This is a genomic window from Acinetobacter rongchengensis, assembly GCF_003611475.1.
GTDB classification, from domain to species: domain Bacteria; phylum Pseudomonadota; class Gammaproteobacteria; order Pseudomonadales; family Moraxellaceae; genus Acinetobacter; species Acinetobacter rongchengensis.
Genome location: NZ_RAXT01000037.1, coordinates 16508 through 32936, shown reverse-complemented (window position 1 = coordinate 32936; position 16429 = coordinate 16508). Strand labels below are relative to the sequence as shown.

Here is a 16429-nt window from a genome sequence, read left to right as displayed (position 1 = left end):
ATCGGTGCGGGTTATTGAATATTGCTCAGTAAAAATTATGCAAACTATTAATATGTTTAAATATATAAAAATTAAAAAAGTTTAGATTCAAAATAAAACACAAATTTGCTGCATATAGACTAGATTCTATTTGAGTGCCTATGAAGATTAAATCATGAAAACATTTAAGCTCTTATCATCACAAGAAAGTCAGCAGTTATTATCGAGATTAAAAATTAGATTTGAACAGAATATGCATCGTCATCCAAATTTAAATTGGAATGATCTTGACGGAAGATTAAGGCATAATCCTGAAAAGCTATGGTCTATTTATGAAATGGAACGTACTGGAGGTGAGCCTGATGTTGTTTTATCCATAGCATTCGATGGTATTTATAGGTTTTATGATTGTTGTATCGAGACACCTAAAGGGCGTCGAAGTCTTTGCTATGATCAGCAGGCTTTAGATGCACGTAAAGAGAATAAACCTTTAAATAATGTGATCGATGTCGCTCGCGCGATGGGTGTACAACTATTATCAGAACAACAATACCGTCATTTACAAACTATTTTTAATTTTGATTATAAAACATCGAGTTGGATTAAAACACCTGAAGCTGTTCGTAATCAAGGTGGTGCATTGTTTTGCGATTACCGTTATGGGGAAGTTTTTACTTATCATAATGGTGCTCAATCTTATTATGCATCTCGAGGTTTTAGAGTATTTATAGATATTGAATGAGCGATTTAATCTAGTAAGATTGGAAAAATATCGAATGTTCAAGGTTAAAAAAACCAGAGTTTTTGTTACCAATTGAATTGCCCATTTGTCCTGTATAGATGTTATTTTTAAATTAAGACTATATACAAGATAAAAGAGTAGAAAATATGCCAAAAAAACTGATTCATATATCTGCCTTTTCTTTATTTTGCAGTGGTCTGTTAACTGCATGTAATGCCAATAATGATGCTATTGCACAAATAAAACCTTCGCAGATTAAACAAAACTATCAAACTGAACAAATCGCAACTTTTGAAGAACCATGGGCAATGGCACAGCTTGCTGATGGTCGGTTGCTTATTACTGAAAAGAAAGGTTACCTTAAATTATTTAATCCTCAGACAAGGCAAAGTATTGATATTTCAGGTATTCCAAAGGTTGCATATGGTGGACAGGGTGGGCTAGGTGATATTGCTTTGCATCCAAATTTTGAAAAGAATCAGTGGGTTTATTTGAGTTATGCGGAAGCAGGAAAAGGTGGCTATGGTGCTGTTGTGGTACGTGCTGAACTAGATGTAGTTGATCATAACCCCAAAATAAAAAATATAACCAGAATTTGGGAACAAGTCCCTAAGGTTTCAGGTCAAGGACATTATTCACATCGTATTCTTTTTGGCCCAGATGGCAAGTTGTGGATCAGTTCAGGCGAACGGCAAAAATTTGAGCCTGCACAAGAGATGCAATCAAATTTGGGTAAAATTTTAAGATTAAATGATGATGGTCGTCCTGCTGAGGGCAATCCATTTATAAATCAGGGTGATATTGCCAAGCAAGTTTGGTCTTTGGGACATCGTAATCCTTTGGGTATTGCCTTTGATGCGCAAGGTAAATTGTGGGATGTCGAAATGGGACCTCGAGGTGGTGATGAGTTAAATGTGGTGATTCGCGGTGAGAATTATGGCTATCCTATTGTTTCTAATGGTGATCATTATAATGGCTTAGCTATTCCAGATCACCATACTCGCCCTGAATTCAAAGCGCCTGAAATCAGTTGGACACCTGTGATTTCTCCATCTAGTTTGATTTTTTACCAAGATAAATTGTTTCCGCAATGGCGTAATAAAGCATTAATTGGAGGTTTATCTTCAAAATCAATTGTTGTGGTTGATACGGCTCAAACTCCAGTGATTGAAGTTCAGCGTTTAAACATGAAACAGAGAATTCGTGATCTAGACATTGCGCATGATGGCAGTCTTTGGGTGCTCGAGGATGGGAAAGATGCCCATTTATTGCGATTATTGCCTAAATAATAAAGTAAACTGAGCCTAAAATTAAAATCAAGTTCAACAATTTGCTATAAAAAAGCCCCGATATCCTGTCGGGGCTTTTTCGTATCTATTCATTATTGTAGTGAACTGCCTGTTGACTACTTATGTGTCCATCTATTTTGTTGATTGCCTATTTATTGTTGTTATTTTGGGTTATTTGAAACGTCCTGTTTCTTTATGTAAGTATCATATCGATTTTGTGGAAATCAGAACAGCTGCAAAACGCCTCATAATATGTACGTTATGGCGTACAAAGAAGTATAGATAGTACGTTAATCTTTTGATCTAAAAATAGATATTAGAGAATAAAAATGCCTGCAGTCCAAATTGAAGTCAGACAACAATATGATTTAGACACAGAATTGGCACTCATGGAGGCTGTTCATTCTGCTTTGGTAGAAGCTTTTATGATTCCACAACATGATCGCAATATTCGTCTATTTGCTCATGCACCACATCGTTTTCTCTGCCCAACAGATAAATCACAGCCAGAATATTTTACTTTGATCAGTATCGACTGTTTTGCTGGACGTTCTTTGGTTGCAAAGCGTCATCTATATCAGGCTATGGTTAGAAATTTATCGAGTTTAGGAATTCCAGCTGATCATATCAATATTTTACTTCGCGAGATTCCAACAGAAAATTGGGGGATTCAAGGTGGTCAGGCAGCCTGTGATGTGAGTTTAGGCTTTAATATTGAAGTATAGAATATTTCATGAAAAATAGAATTAAATATCAATGGATTGGAATTCAGCATGTAACTGCAATTAATCAACTTGCGATTTGTCTAACTCATGAAATCATTGAGCGAACAGGTAGATATAAAATGAAATGGGCATTAGCCTCATGAGTAAATAAAGTATGAGTATGATTAAAAAAGTTGTACCTATTGTTTTAAGACAACAAGCTGAACAATTACAAATTTTGGTATTTAAACACCCTCTTGCAGGGATTCAGTTCGTCAAAGGGACTGTGGAACAAGATGAGTCCTTAGAGAGTGCGACTTTAAGAGAATTGTTTGAAGAGTCTGGAATAGACAATGTACTCATTGAAAAGTTTATTGGCGTTTATTCTCCGCAACAGGCTGGATCTGATTGGTACGTGTTCCTCTGTCAGGTTAATCAAATACTTGCTGATGAGTGGATCCATTATTGTGCAGATGATGGTGGATTAACCTTAGAATTTTTTTGGCATCCTGTATTTTCACCACCAACAAAAGAATGGCATACGATTTTTCAGAATTTACTAAGATTTTTGCAGAAAAGTATTATTGTAGTGAAATAATCAAAATTTATAATTTTTGTTAAATTGTCGTAATATGAGATTTTGTTTGATATTTTGGAGTTTATTTTTATTAATTGATTAAAATAGGCGTATACTAAACAGACATAAGGAGTGATTATGTCTGAAATATCTGAATCCTCAGTCTATATTGAATACGGTACTAAACCTTTTATTGCAATTTTACTGTCACTATTTTTAGCAGGTTTTGCAGTATTTTCATCACTCTACTGTGTACAACCGATGATGCCCTTTTTGGCAAAATTCTTTCATGTCACACCGACACATAGTAGTTTTCCACTGTCATTTTCAACGATTGCATTGGCTTTAGGATTGTTATTTGCAGGGCTTATTTCAGATCGTTTTGGTCGTAAGCCGATTATGGTAATTTCCTTATTTTCCACAGCAATATTATTGTTAATGAGTGCTTTTTTACCTTATTGGGAAGTTTTTCTGGCCACACGAATGATGGTTGGTTTAGCGGTAAGTGGAGTTGCTTCAGTTGCCATGACTTATATTGGTGAAGAAATTGCACAAAAAGATGTTGGCTTTGCGATGGGGCTATATATTTCGGGTACAGCAATTGGAGGCATGGGTGGACGTTTAATTGCGGGAGTATTATTGGATTATATTTCCTGGCAAGCAGCAACCATGATTATCGGTGTTCTCAATTTATTTATTGCGATCACATTTTATATTGCTTTACCAACATCTAAACATTTCAAAGCGTACCCGATTCAATTCTCACGCTTTATTGAATCATTTAAAAAGAATCTTGCCGATCCAAAGCTACGTTTACTTTTCGCAGAAGGCTTTATTTTAATGGGCTGTTTTGTGACCGTGTTTAATTACATGAGTTATCATCTTTTAGAAAAGCCTTTTGAATTATCACAAACATGGATTGGTCTGATTTCAATTGCCTATTTATCAGGGATTTATAGTTCACCACGCGCAGCAAGCTGGAGTCGAAAATTTGGACGAAGTAAAGTACTAATTGCCATGTTTTTAAGCATGATCATTGGCTTGTGGATCATGTTAATTCCATCACTTTGGGTCATCTTGATCGGACTGTTTATTTTCACATTTTCATTCTTTGCAGCGCATTCTACTTCGAGCAGTTGGGTGTCTGTACAGTCTTTACAATATCGTGCTGTGGGTTCTTCACTTTATTTGTTTTGCTACTATCTTGGATCCAGTGTACTCGGGAGTGCGAACGGATTGGTGTGGGAAAATTACGGATGGTTTGGACTGACACTGATGATTAGCGGTGTATTGCTCCTAGGTTTGGTCATCGCTTTTAAGCTGAAACAGCTGCAAACCCGTACGGAAATTTCATCTTAAAGTGCTTTGAAAATAGATGAAATCTCCTGTTTTTGAACAGATATAGATGGCAAATCTAAATTAATTTACATGTTTTTGTTTTTGAGTGTTTTTTAATCAAGCAAGATGAGTATAATTCATGGTAAAATGATCGGCTTTCATCTTAGATCTCTCCCGATCGCCAACTGCCAATCGAGATAATTCGCCATGTCTACCGCTTATACTGCTCAGACAGCGCCTACAGCGTTGTTTGATTATGACAAATATTGGGCATCTTGCTTTGAACCAGCACCATTTTTGCCAATGTCACGCGAGGAAATGGATCTACTCGGTTGGGACAGCTGTGACTTTATTCTGGTGTGTGGTGATGCTTATATTGATCATCCATCATTTTGCTCAGGCATTATCGGACGTACATTAGAGGCTCAAGGATTCCGTGTCGGAATTATTGCGCAACCCGATTGGACTTCAGCTGAAGCATTTAAAGTCTTGGGTAAACCGAATATTGCTTGGGGGGTGACAGCAGGCAATATGGATTCGATGATCAACCGTTATACGGCTGACCGTAAAATCCGTTCTGATGATGCATATTCACCAGATAATTTACCCAATAAACGCCCTGATCGTGCAGCAACAGTATATTGCCAACGTTGCCGTGAAGCATTCCCAGATGTTCCAGTGTTGTTAGGGGGAATCGAAGCCTCTTTACGTCGTATTGCCCATTATGACTATTGGTCAGATAAAGTGCGTCGTTCAGTATTGATGGATTCTAAAGCTGATTTGCTGATGTATGGTAATGGCGAGCGTTCTATTGTTGAAGTGATGCATCGTCTTGCTAAAGGTCAAAAGATTCACGAAATTACTGATGTTCGTGGTACTGCATTTATTATCAATAAAAATAACCGCGCATCTAAAGCACAGTTTGTAGAAATTGCGTCAAACGATGTCGATAGCATTGGTCGTGTTGATCCGATCATCAATCCTTATGTGATGACTGAGGATTTGGATGGTTGTGAAATCGAGCAAGGTAAAGGTAATTCACTGGCACAATATCAGAATTTCCAAAAGGAAATTGTTGCCAATCCGATTGTCCGTGAAGGGGATAATTTGGATGAAAATACGCAAATTGTTCAATTACAGCCTGCATCTAAAGCGATTAAACATAAATTACCACCACGTGAGTTGGCGGTGATTCGTTTACCTGCATTTGAAGATGTTTCAAATGATCCAGTTTTATATGCGCATGCCAATCGTATCTTGCATCTTGAAACCAATCCAGGAAATGCGCGTGCAATGGTGCAAAAGCATGGTGAACGTGATGTTTGGCTAAATGCTCCACCAATTCCGTTGACTACTGAAGAAATGGACTATGTGTTTGATTTGCCTTATGCACGTCTGCCACATCCTGCTTATGGGAATGCACGTTTCCCTGCATTTGATATGATCAAATTCTCTGTCAATATCATGCGCGGTTGTTTTGGTGGCTGTACGTTCTGTTCCATTACAGAACATGAAGGGCGTATTATTCAAAACCGTTCTGAAGAATCAATTTTACGTGAAGTTGAAAAGATTCGTGATACTGCACCAGGGTTTACAGGGATCATTTCTGACTTGGGTGGTCCAACTGCAAATATGTATCGTTTGCATTGTAAAGACCCTGAAATTGAAAAGAACTGTCGTAAACCATCGTGTGTTTATCCGGGTGTTTGTCAAAACTTACATACGGATCATGCTCCTTTGACGCAGTTGTATCGTAAAGCGCGTGAACTCAAAGGCATTAAAAAGATTCTGATTGGTTCTGGTCTACGCTATGACTTAGCGGTACTTAACCCTGAATATGTGAAGGAATTGGTTCAGCATCACGTTGGCGGTTATTTAAAAATTGCGCCTGAGCATACCGAAAAAGGTCCATTGTCGAAGATGATGAAACCGGGAATCGGAACCTATGATCGTTTCAAGCAAATGTTTGATCGTTTCAGTAAAGAAGCAGGCAAAGAACAATATCTCATTCCGTACTTTATTGCAGCGCATCCAGGTACGACTGAATATGATATGATGAATTTGGCGATCTGGTTGAAGAAAAATGGTTTCCGTGCCGATCAAGTACAAACCTTTTATCCATCGCCAATGGCCACAGCAACGACCATGTATCACACGGGTAAAAACCCATTAGCAAAAGTGGCGCGTTATACTGAAGATGTTGATATTGTGAAAGGTGAGAAGCGTCGTCGTCTGCATAAGGCGTTCTTGCGTTACCATGATCCAAATAACTGGCCATTACTTCGTGAAGCTTTAAAAGAAATGGGTCGCCAAGATTTAATTGGTAATTCGAAGCAGCATTTGATTCCGACCTACCAACCGCAAGGTACAGAAGGTCAGTATCAGTCTGCTCGTAAGAAGAATTCAACTGTCGATGGTGATTCACAAAAACGTAATGGTGATCATCGTAATCAACAAGCGAAAAATCAATCACGTCCATCGAATACCAAAAAGCGTCCTGAACGTGGTCAGATTTTGACGCAACATACAGGACTGCCACCACGTGAAACAGGTGACAAAAAAACGTTTGGTGGCAATAGCAAAGGCAAGGCTAAGCCGAAGAGTCGAGCTTAGTTTTTGAAATGAGAGAGGATGCGTAAGCATCCTTTTTTTATTGATTTAGTTTTAAACAAAAGATATATTGAACATTCCTTTCAAGGACGTTTAAGTTCTTAATTTTAAAAATGTTCAAAAATAAAATTGATCGTCAATTTACTCAAATTGAAGTTGATACATTAACAAATCATCACTATCCACATTCACCACAAATAAATCATGAAGATATTTTTCAATGGCGCATGCATAAGGATTTTTCACCTTACGAAATAAGATGCCATCTGAATGAACTTGGTTATACGATCGAACAGCCCATTTGGACATTTTATTGTCGGATGGGGCAAACAAAAACCTTATTACCTGATGGGACAAAAATTTTTATTGGTGGCGAATATGAAGATTTTTATGATCCAGACTTCAAAATTTATAATGATGTTGTTATTCAGAAGCCGAGTGGTGAGATGCAATTATGGAATTATTCCATCGAGGAATTTCCAGCAACAGATTTTCATAGTGCAACTTATGATCCTAAAACACATTCGATTTTTATTGTTGGAAATTTAGGTTATTCAAACTTTAGAAAAAATTATGTGACTACGGTGTATCAGCTTGATTTGGATACGATGAGAATTAAAGAAATCGAATGTTTAGGTTTAATGCCATCTTGGTTAAATGATCAAATTGCTGAATTGATTACTGATGATATTATTGAGTTTTCTAAAGGAATTACTATTCAGAACGGTCAATTCATTCGAAATTTATATAAATGGCAATTGAATATTCGTACATTTATATGGAGTTTTCCAGAGCAAAAGAAATATTCACATTGGAATATATTTTTAAAAGATTTAAGACAGGAATTACCACTATATGAATGTAGAAGTTTACTTTGGGATGAAGAAGACCCAGAAAAACTAATTCAAACTAAAATTGATATGATTGAGTCCTTAGACTATTTACCTAATTACCAAGTCTATAAAGATTTATATAGACCGAGCCTAGACTCATTTACTGTGCAGGATGAAGAGGACACTAACTTATATACCTGTAACTTGGCAGGGCATATATTCGTATATATAGAGTGTTTAGGTACGATTGAAATCATTTTTTCAGATAGTACGAATGAGAATTTTCAGCAATTCATCCTTGATGACTTAAAAGTAAAACTAAAAAAAATGACAGGTTTTGATGTATGTGCTGAAAAAATTGCATGATAAAAGAAAGGATGCGAAAGCATCCTTTTTTTATAAAAATCAATTCTTGAGTCAAAAATAACCAAAACTGTGGATAACTTCTTTAGAACTGTGGGTAAAAAATTGAGTAAAAATCAAACAAAAGTCGTATAAATTGTTAGACAAAATTGCCGTAAATTTATCGGATTAAGTTGTATTTCAAAATAAAAATGAGTATAACAATAGCTATAACATATTCATTTATGAATCAAGATAAGTGAATAAAATAAAGCTATGATTGAATTTATAATTAAAACCGAGACTTAAATCACATTGTTGTTTTTGAAGTGAAATTTTAAGTCAAGATTTATAAGTGTTGTGTTGCAGTTCGTAGTGATTTTATCAAAGTGTTTGAACCAAAGGCGTTGATTCATATATTAATATCATTGGTAAAAATAAACGGTCTAGAAACCGAATTATAAGAAAGGAAAAAGGACATGGATATGATGATTATTATCAGTATTTTCATCGTCGCTGTCGTCATCGTGATCGTTTATAAAGGTATTAGCAATAAACGATTAAGTGATAGCGCATTAAGACAAAGAGCGGTCTTTAATTCGATTGAGCAATTAACGTTTATTCGTCTTAAAGAAATCTTATCGGAAGCGAATATTTTGGCACATGTGTCATTTGACGCATTAATCACAACCAAATTTCAACATACACGTAGCAAATATCAAAAAATGTTTGCTGACTTTGTTGTCTTAGATAAAGACTATCGTGTAATCGCAATTGTGGCATTAGATGATCAGTCATCGATAAAGCGTTCCAGTGAAGCTAAATATCAAGAAGCATTATTACAGTCTGCGGGTTATCGGGTTATTCGTTATAATAATGTTCCTGAATATCAACAAATTAGAGAAAGTTTTTTGATTGAAACCTCAGAATTTGATTATCCAAAACAAGCACAGTTAGCTGACTTGGGAAAGCTTGAATATTACCATGAACAAGGTTCAAGACGCCGTGTTTATGGTTAATCTAACCATGATTAAAAAATGCATGTTATTACATGCATTTTTTAGATTACAACATTTCAAGCCAAGCTTTATTCAGGTTTAACCGCAACCACTGTGAGTTCGACCAAGACACGTGGATCATAAAGTTTTGCCTCAACACAGGTACGAGGTAGAGCCTCAATGTCTGCAACCCATGTATCCCAAACTTCGTTGAAAGCCGCATAGTCTTTTTCGATGTCTTTTAAATAAATCGTCACAGATAAAATATGGCTTTTATCTGTACCTGCATCGGCAAGAAATTGATCGATCATGTCGAAAGTTTGTTGTGTCTGTCCTTTAATATCTAAGTCAAAGTCAGAAGCCAGTTGACCTGCTAAATGCACCAAATGACCTGAAATAGCAATTTCAGAAAAGCGATTTGAGACATGCAAACGTTGTACAGCCATCCTATTTCTCGAATACAAATGATTAGGTAAAGTTTACGTGATCATGGTCATTCTGCAAATCTAGTTTGTTGCAATTGATTAAGTTTGTGGCGATTTTGAAAGAGTATCAATTCGGATCAAAAGTTTGGTTTGAAAGATCAATATGCAATTGTATTCGGGGCAGATAATCAAATTACCTAAGTTTAAAAAATGAATCTGTGCCATTCTCAATTGATTTAAACAGAAAGCAATTGAAGTTTGTATTGGGCACAGTTGTCTGAGTTGCTGATTTTTTGAAATATGTGTGCTGATATAAGTGGTATACATGACAGGTCTCGATTATTCTGATTTGATCGTTTTAAGCACAATGTGAATGGCTATGTACCATTCACAAGTGCAGTATTTTTTATGATTATTGAGGTGAGGTATAGGTTCTGAGCTCACGTTTAGGTTTATTTCCAATGCTGTACCAATCAATATGGCGGGTAATAAACATTACAACTGCGAGGACCACGAAGGAAATCATTGAACCCATTAAGAAAGTCTTGCCTGAAGATTGCAATAACATATACATAATGGCGTATAAACTGCTTAAAATAATGCCAAACAAAGCAGCAGCTTTGATGCCTTTCATCACAAAGTATAAATACCAAGTCATTAAGCCAATACAAGCAATTGCTGCAACGATATATGCCCATGCAAAAGCATAATATTCACTGATCGAAAGGAGTAGAACAAAGAATATGCCTTGTGCCATAGCAACTAAAGAATATTGAATCGGGTGAATTCGTAAGCTTTTCAGTACTTCAAATAAGAAGAAGCAACCAAAGGTGATGATTATGATCACAATGCCATATTTAATCGCACGGTCTGTTTGGGTATAGACATTCACTGGCTCTAAAAATTCAGTCGTTAAGCCAATTTTTTCATGTCCTGCTGTTTCATATTCACTAAAATTTGCAGTTTGAACAAAGTTACCTTGAGTGAATTGGCGAGTGCACTCATTGCTCTCACAGTGAATGAATTTATTCAGGTTTTGATGACCTAGGGCAATGTTTTTCCATTGTGCATTGAATTTCTGCTGAGCGCTGGTTTTTGCATACGGTAAATTCTGCCCATCGTATTTAATATCGGCCCAATTGCCTTTGGCTTGATAAGTAACACTACGACTGGTTGGAATAAGGGTAAATTTACTTAAACCAGTCAGATTCGCCGTTAAATCAAAGTGAAAGCCATTTTGAATGGCAGTGATTAATTCAGGATAATTTTTTGCAGAAATACGCATAAAATCAAATCCTGAGTAGTCGCTGCCTTGTGGACTTACTTCAAAAACATAGTCTTTATTCAAAATTTTAAGCATGGGTTGCTTGTCTAAACCACGTGGGTCATGTACTGGGAAAATAATTTCAGCACGATCCCAAAGATAGGTTTTATTTTCTAGTTGAGGTTTTTGGAAAATTCCTTTCGCGGTTAAGTTGGCTTGGTAGCTAATCGCACGATAAATCGTGCGTTTGTAACTATCATTGGAAACATTAAAGTTTGAGGTCCATTGCGTACTATCAGCGCCGATATACATCCAGCTTTCTTCTGTACATGGATGAGCCTTTTTTTGTTCATCCAAACAGGTTTTCTGTTCTTCATAAGGAACATGTATATAAGGTGAAACAATGGTTTGCGGGCTGATATTGTTTTGTGAGATTTCTTTAAGAAAGGCTTGTTGGTAGCCTTGGCGTTCTGATACGAGGCTGGTAAGGAAAAATAAGCCGCCCCAGAACATGGCGACCAATATCACGATTGCAATAATTTTAAGACTAAGGAAATGAGAGCGCATAATGATTCCTGATGATTTGTTTTTTTCAGGATCCAGTATGTGAATCTGGGATGTATTTTGTTTGATTCGGTTTTGATTTTTCTGTGAAGTTTAAGTGAAGTATGATCAATTTATAGGAAAAACAATTTTTTATAAACGGAACGTGATTTTATAGATGAGCTTACGCTTTAAAATCATGTTAGGGCAATGAAATAGTCACCAATACGCCTTGTTGGTGAGGTTGAATACTCGAAATATGATTGGCTTGAATATTTTGAATAGTAATTTTCCCATGATGTTGTTCAATCACTTGTTTGACAATGCTTAAACCAATGCCTGAACTGCGCTGTTGGGTAATGGGGCGGGGCAATGAGAAATAAGTGTCAAAGATCTGTGTCAGTGCATATTCTGGAATCCATTCAGCTTCATTAAAAACCGTTAATTGAATCTGTTGATGGCTTTGACGATGTAATTGAATCAGGATCTTTGCCGATTCTGGTGAGAAATCTAAAGCATTGTCTAAAAGATTAGCAACGGTTTGTTGTAGCCAAAAGCGATCGGCTTGAATGGTACAATTGGCTTCAATATCCAATAAACACAGAATTTTCTTGGCATTTATTTGACTGGCATATTGATCTAAAACGTGTTGTATCAGTTGAGATAAATTAACGCTTTGAATTTCAATTTGATGTTTGGATTTTTCCAAACGTGTGAGCAATAACATGCGGTCAATTAAGGTTTTTAAGCGTTGGCTTTGACCATGAATATGACTTGCAAACTGTTGTTGATCATTCAACGGCAAATCTTCTTTGAGTAATTCTGCACTGGCTTGAATTGCTGTGAGCGGGCTTTTTAACTCATGGGTTAAAGTGTTGACATAGTGTTCCACATAGGCACGATCTTCAAGTTTTTCACGCATGTTTTCAACCGCTAGAGCCACTTGATTCAGTTCTTTGGCCGAACGGAAATAAGGGATTTGATTCACAGGTGCAAGTGCCTGAGCGTATTTTCGAACTCGGTCGATACTGTGTTTAAGCCAATAGGCCACCAAACTGGCAAGAAATAAGCTAAGTAAAGTAATCCACGCGGCTTGGCGCAGTAATTGATCTTCAGCTTTTTGAATATAAGGTTGTACAGAACTATTCGGTTTACCGATACTCACCACACCAATCAATTTTTGTTGCTGATTCGGTATTGCTTGGTAATAAATCGGTGCAGCAATAAACATTGTACTGCTATTGGCATCTTTTTCATAACTACGGGTTGAACGTACGCCGTATTTTCCTTTTAAGGTTAAATAAACATCATTCCAACGTGAATAATCTTGTCCTGTCGCAATGCCTTGTGAGTCGTAAATCACAATGCCTTTGGCATCTGTAATATAAATTTGTTGATTAATTTCTTTTTTATTGTGTTGCCAAATATTGGCATTCAGTTTTCGATTCAGTGCATTTTGAATTTTTGCATCAAATTGTACGGTGCTGACTTTATTCTCATAGACATCTTCGGCGACTAACATCGCGATAATATTGGCATTTTCAGCCAGTGTATCTTCAACCACTTGGCGGACATTGGGCTTCACTTGCTGATTAAAGGTGTAGGACATAAACCACAGTCCAAGCAAGATAATTAAACCAAAGAAAAACCAAATACGAATAAAGATAGACATTTCTTACAGTATCCGTTTTAGGCTATAACCGAAACCACGATGCGTTGTGATCGGGTCATATTCTGCGGAAATCTGTTTGAGTTTCTGCCTTAGACTTTTGATATGGGTATCTACTGTGCGCTCTAGACTATGTTCTGGATGTTCCCAAATATGATCCATCAACTGTTGGCGACTAAAGACATGTTCAGGATGATCGATCAACAACTTCAATAGACGATATTCATAACGAGTAAGTTGCAATGCTGTACCGTGATAATGAATTTGTAGTGATTCATCAATACATAGCCAAGCTTTAGAGAGGGCAGGCTGTGGATCAACACGGGTTTGAGTGGCTTGCAGTTGGCTCTGAATTTCCATCCTGCGCCAAATGGCTTTGATACGAGAAACGATTTCACGTGAACTAAAAGGTTTAGTGCAGTAATCATCTGCCCCAATTTCTAACCCTACAATTCGGTCAATCTCATCATCTCGTGCAGTTAAAAATAGCAGTGGAGTATGATTAAACAGCCGAATTTTTTTACAGACATCAAAGCCATTAATATCAGGTAGGCCGATGTCTAAAATAATAAAATCGTAATGGTACTGTTGAATCAATTCAATGGCTTGAGTACCAGTATTGGCCCAAGTCACCTGCCATTCTTCTCGTTCGAGTGCATAGCGTAGGGGCATCAGAATAGCAGCATCATCTTCAATACATAGAATCTGTTTTTTATTATTCATCAGTCTTTAAATGTTCATTTGATCATTTTGAGTGTACTGAAATTCTATTTTTTAGGCGAATGAATTTTATGTGAAGTTCAGATGAACGTTGTGATTGAATGAGAAATGTTGTGAGCGAGGATGAAGCAAATCGATTGTTATATTGTAGAGAAGAGCAACCATGTGAATATTCTGAGCGCCCTGTAACATTCGGATTTGATCGTCACGCCAACTACAGGACAGCAAACCAAAAGTATTGGTGACTTTTGATCTCTCAGCAGATACATGGATAATGTATTGCGCCAAGTAGATTACTCCAATTTTACTCAATGTTGGTAAATATTTAAGCAAATTTAGTTCTTTTGACTGAAAATTAAGCACATTCATTTCGTCGCAAATCTTTTTAGAATTGGACTCAGCGTATTTTTATTTAATCATAAGCGGATTTACCATAACGATAATTGCGCTTCATCTTGCTGTTCTGACAGTTGATATAAACCGACACCAATCAATCGGAATTGAAAGTGTTCAGGAATCTGCATTTCCGCTAACAAAATTTTGATCACTTGAATCATTTCTTGTTGTGAATTTAAAGGCTGTTTAAAGCTTTTACTGTGTTGTAAAACTTGGAAGTTTTTGAGTTTTAGTTTGACGTTTACGCCACGCGCTTGCATGTGCTTTTTTTGCAGGCTGAGCCAAACGCGTTCGATCAAACTACTCCAGTAAGGCGAACATTGTTCTAATCTGAGATCATCATCAAAAGTGGTCTCATTTGAAATCTGTTGTCGTTGCCGTTCAGCTTGTACAGGCCGTTCATCAATCCCTTGGGCATATAAAAACAATTGTTTGCCGTATTTTCCAAAATGATGAATCAGTATATTTTCTTCAATTTTCTGTAAATCACCCAAAGTTTCAAGGTTTAAACTCTTTAATTTTTCTTGTGTGACTTTGCCTACACCTGGAATCTTTTTTAAAGTTAGATCATGGATAAAGTGCTGCACCTGACTGGGTTTAATGATGCAAATCCCATTGGGTTTATGCCAATCGGAAGCAACTTTTGCTAAAAATTTATTGGGGGCAACGCCTGCAGAAGCGGTTAATCCTGTGGTGTTAAAAATATCGGCTCGAATACGTTCTGCAACTTCAGTTGCACTTGGAATATTTTGTAAATTTTCAGTGACATCAAGGAATGCTTCATCTAAAGATAATGGCTCAATGATGGCTGTATAGTGCTGGAAAATTTCATGAATTTGGCGCGATACTTCACGATATTTTTCAAAATTTGGTTCAATCACTACAACTTGTGGGCAACGTTTTTTGGCTTGTGACATCGACATTGCAGAGCGTAATCCAAACTCACGTGCAGGGTAGGAGGCGGCAGCAATCACTGCCCGTGGATGATGTGAAGAAATCACTACAGGTAAATGCTTTAAGTCGGGACGCTCACGGAGCTCTACAGATGCATAGAATGCATCCATATCAATATGAATGATTTTTCTCATGAAACACACAGTGTTAAAACGCTGTATGACTATTCTAACCGATATTGATTTAGTTCAATTTATTTATTTGAGTTTGGCTATATTGCTGCGACAGATTGTGTCTGTATACACTATTTTAGTCATTTAAAATTCATTTTTTAGGCTGAATGATTTGATTGTTTTCTAAAAATTTTCTCCATTCCTCAGCATTGCCATGGAAAACATTTAAATCGACTGATTTGTGAATGCCTTGAATTGAGCCTTGGTTGGTTTGTTGCCAAAATGTCCATGCACGTCCATCTTTTAAATCAGGTTGTTCTTTATATTCACGAATCCAAATCGGTGTTTCCTTAAATTCTCCGATTAAAATAATGTTATAAAAATTCTTTGATGTATAGAAAATGGGTTGTTTCGCATAATGCTGATGTAATTCGTCATGCATGATTTTGATTTGTTTTAATAATTGTTCTTTGGTAAAGCTGTTAATACAATTGCTGTCATATTCCAAGTCAATGACAGGCGGTAAGGCATTGGATTTATTTGGAACAGTTTGAATAAAATTCTGTGCTTGTATTTTTCCTTCACGACATAAACGATAAAAATGATAAGCACCGACATGCATGCCACGTTCACGTGCTTCCATCCAGTAATTTTGAAATCGATCATCTCGATAATCACCACCTTCTGTGGCTTTTAGATAAACAAATTGATATTGCTGCGGTGAGATTTTTTTCCAGTCAATCACACCTTGATGGTGAGAGATATCAAAACCTTTGATAGGGTAAGTTTCGGCAGAGGCGGTATTGTGATAGAAAATGGCCAAACAGATGCTGATCACGCCACACAATAACGCAATGGCAAAGATTGAACCATAGCGGGTAAATTGTGGTTGTTTTTTTACAGATCGTTTTGGCATGGGTTTTCTATCTATCA

Annotated in this window: 15 protein-coding genes; 8 read left to right on the top strand and 7 right to left on the bottom strand. The window is 36.7% G+C overall.

What is annotated here, in order from left to right:
- Positions 1–154 precede the first annotated feature (154 nt).
- From D7V20_RS14010 to D7V20_RS13975, 8 genes are all read left to right on the top strand, one after another.
- Complete coding sequence (locus D7V20_RS14010) at positions 155–721, top strand: DUF4256 domain-containing protein (protein WP_120384807.1); 567 nt, start codon at positions 155–157, stop codon at positions 719–721.
- Between the two features lie 146 nt (positions 722–867).
- Positions 868–2010: a PQQ-dependent sugar dehydrogenase gene (locus D7V20_RS14005; protein WP_120384806.1), complete on the top strand. Its 1143-nt coding sequence runs from the start codon at positions 868–870 to the stop codon at positions 2008–2010.
- A 329-nt stretch (positions 2011–2339) separates the two neighbouring features.
- Positions 2340–2735 carry a tautomerase family protein gene (locus tag D7V20_RS14000; protein ID WP_120384805.1) on the top strand — a complete coding sequence of 132 codons (396 nt, stop codon included), beginning with the start codon at positions 2340–2342 and terminating at the stop codon, positions 2733–2735.
- Positions 2736–2889: 154 nt separating this feature from the next.
- Positions 2890–3312: an NUDIX hydrolase gene (locus tag D7V20_RS13995; protein WP_120384804.1), complete on the top strand. Its 423-nt coding sequence runs from the start codon at positions 2890–2892 to the stop codon at positions 3310–3312.
- A 117-nt stretch (positions 3313–3429) separates the two neighbouring features.
- Complete coding sequence (locus tag D7V20_RS13990) at positions 3430–4650, top strand: MFS transporter (protein ID WP_120384803.1); 1221 nt, start codon at positions 3430–3432, stop codon at positions 4648–4650.
- Between the two features lie 186 nt (positions 4651–4836).
- Complete coding sequence (locus D7V20_RS13985) at positions 4837–7242, top strand: YgiQ family radical SAM protein (RefSeq protein ID WP_120384802.1); 2406 nt, start codon at positions 4837–4839, stop codon at positions 7240–7242.
- A 110-nt stretch (positions 7243–7352) separates the two neighbouring features.
- Entirely contained in the window at positions 7353–8438 is a 1086-nt protein-coding gene (locus D7V20_RS13980; protein ID WP_120384801.1) for a hypothetical protein, read from the top strand.
- 455 nt (positions 8439–8893) lie between these two features.
- Positions 8894–9433 (top strand): DUF2726 domain-containing protein, encoded by a 540-nt coding sequence (locus D7V20_RS13975; protein ID WP_120384800.1) that lies wholly within the window; start codon positions 8894–8896, stop codon positions 9431–9433.
- Positions 9434–9501: 68 nt separating this feature from the next.
- Here D7V20_RS13975 and D7V20_RS13970 read toward each other — a convergent pair whose 3' ends face one another.
- The 7 genes from D7V20_RS13970 to D7V20_RS13940 form a co-directional block, all read right to left on the bottom strand.
- A complete protein-coding gene (locus tag D7V20_RS13970) occupies positions 9502–9858 on the bottom strand; it encodes a RidA family protein (RefSeq protein ID WP_120384799.1) in 357 nt (118 codons plus the stop codon).
- Between the two features lie 78 nt (positions 9859–9936).
- Positions 9937–10164, bottom strand: coding sequence for a hypothetical protein (locus tag D7V20_RS20160; protein ID WP_120384798.1), 228 nt, complete (start codon positions 10162–10164; stop codon positions 9937–9939).
- Positions 10165–10249: 85 nt separating this feature from the next.
- On the bottom strand, positions 10250–11668 hold the full coding sequence (creD, locus tag D7V20_RS13960) for a cell envelope integrity protein CreD (protein ID WP_120384797.1): 1419 nt from the start codon (positions 11666–11668) through the stop codon (positions 10250–10252).
- A gap of 178 nt (positions 11669–11846) precedes the next feature.
- Positions 11847–13316: a two-component system sensor histidine kinase CreC gene (creC, locus tag D7V20_RS13955; RefSeq protein ID WP_120384796.1), complete on the bottom strand. Its 1470-nt coding sequence runs from the start codon at positions 13314–13316 to the stop codon at positions 11847–11849.
- Positions 13317–13319: 3 nt separating this feature from the next.
- On the bottom strand, positions 13320–14036 hold the full coding sequence (gene creB / locus D7V20_RS13950; RefSeq protein WP_120384795.1) for a two-component system response regulator CreB: 717 nt from the start codon (positions 14034–14036) through the stop codon (positions 13320–13322).
- Positions 14037–14461: 425 nt separating this feature from the next.
- Positions 14462–15517 carry a DNA polymerase IV gene (gene dinB, locus D7V20_RS13945; RefSeq protein ID WP_120384794.1) on the bottom strand — a complete coding sequence of 352 codons (1056 nt, stop codon included), beginning with the start codon at positions 15515–15517 and terminating at the stop codon, positions 14462–14464.
- A gap of 130 nt (positions 15518–15647) precedes the next feature.
- Positions 15648–16412 (bottom strand): glycoside hydrolase family 25 protein, encoded by a 765-nt coding sequence (locus tag D7V20_RS13940; protein WP_120384793.1) that lies wholly within the window; start codon positions 16410–16412, stop codon positions 15648–15650.
- Between the last annotated feature and the right edge of the window lie 17 nt (positions 16413–16429).

What these genes read in the sequence shown, in the direction of transcription:
- D7V20_RS13995 (WP_120384804.1), top strand. Translation starts at nt 2,890, where the DNA reads ATGAGTATGATTAAAAAAGTTGTACCTATTGTTTTAAGACAACAAGCT.
- dinB (WP_120384794.1), bottom strand. Translation starts at nt 15,517, where the DNA reads ATGAGAAAAATCATTCATATTGATATGGATGCATTCTATGCATCTGTA.
- creD (WP_120384797.1), bottom strand. Translation starts at nt 11,668, where the DNA reads ATGCGCTCTCATTTCCTTAGTCTTAAAATTATTGCAATCGTGATATTG.
- D7V20_RS14010 (WP_120384807.1), top strand. Translation starts at nt 155, where the DNA reads ATGAAAACATTTAAGCTCTTATCATCACAAGAAAGTCAGCAGTTATTA.
- D7V20_RS14000 (WP_120384805.1), top strand. Translation starts at nt 2,340, where the DNA reads ATGCCTGCAGTCCAAATTGAAGTCAGACAACAATATGATTTAGACACA.
- D7V20_RS13940 (WP_120384793.1), bottom strand. Translation starts at nt 16,412, where the DNA reads ATGCCAAAACGATCTGTAAAAAAACAACCACAATTTACCCGCTATGGT.
- creC (WP_120384796.1), bottom strand. Translation starts at nt 13,316, where the DNA reads ATGTCTATCTTTATTCGTATTTGGTTTTTCTTTGGTTTAATTATCTTG.
- D7V20_RS13975 (WP_120384800.1), top strand. Translation starts at nt 8,894, where the DNA reads ATGGATATGATGATTATTATCAGTATTTTCATCGTCGCTGTCGTCATC.
- D7V20_RS13985 (WP_120384802.1), top strand. Translation starts at nt 4,837, where the DNA reads ATGTCTACCGCTTATACTGCTCAGACAGCGCCTACAGCGTTGTTTGAT.
- creB (WP_120384795.1), bottom strand. Translation starts at nt 14,036, where the DNA reads ATGAATAATAAAAAACAGATTCTATGTATTGAAGATGATGCTGCTATT.
- D7V20_RS13990 (WP_120384803.1), top strand. Translation starts at nt 3,430, where the DNA reads ATGTCTGAAATATCTGAATCCTCAGTCTATATTGAATACGGTACTAAA.
- D7V20_RS13980 (WP_120384801.1), top strand. Translation starts at nt 7,353, where the DNA reads ATGTTCAAAAATAAAATTGATCGTCAATTTACTCAAATTGAAGTTGAT.
- D7V20_RS14005 (WP_120384806.1), top strand. Translation starts at nt 868, where the DNA reads ATGCCAAAAAAACTGATTCATATATCTGCCTTTTCTTTATTTTGCAGT.
- D7V20_RS20160 (WP_120384798.1), bottom strand. Translation starts at nt 10,164, where the DNA reads ATGTATACCACTTATATCAGCACACATATTTCAAAAAATCAGCAACTC.
- D7V20_RS13970 (WP_120384799.1), bottom strand. Translation starts at nt 9,858, where the DNA reads ATGGCTGTACAACGTTTGCATGTCTCAAATCGCTTTTCTGAAATTGCT.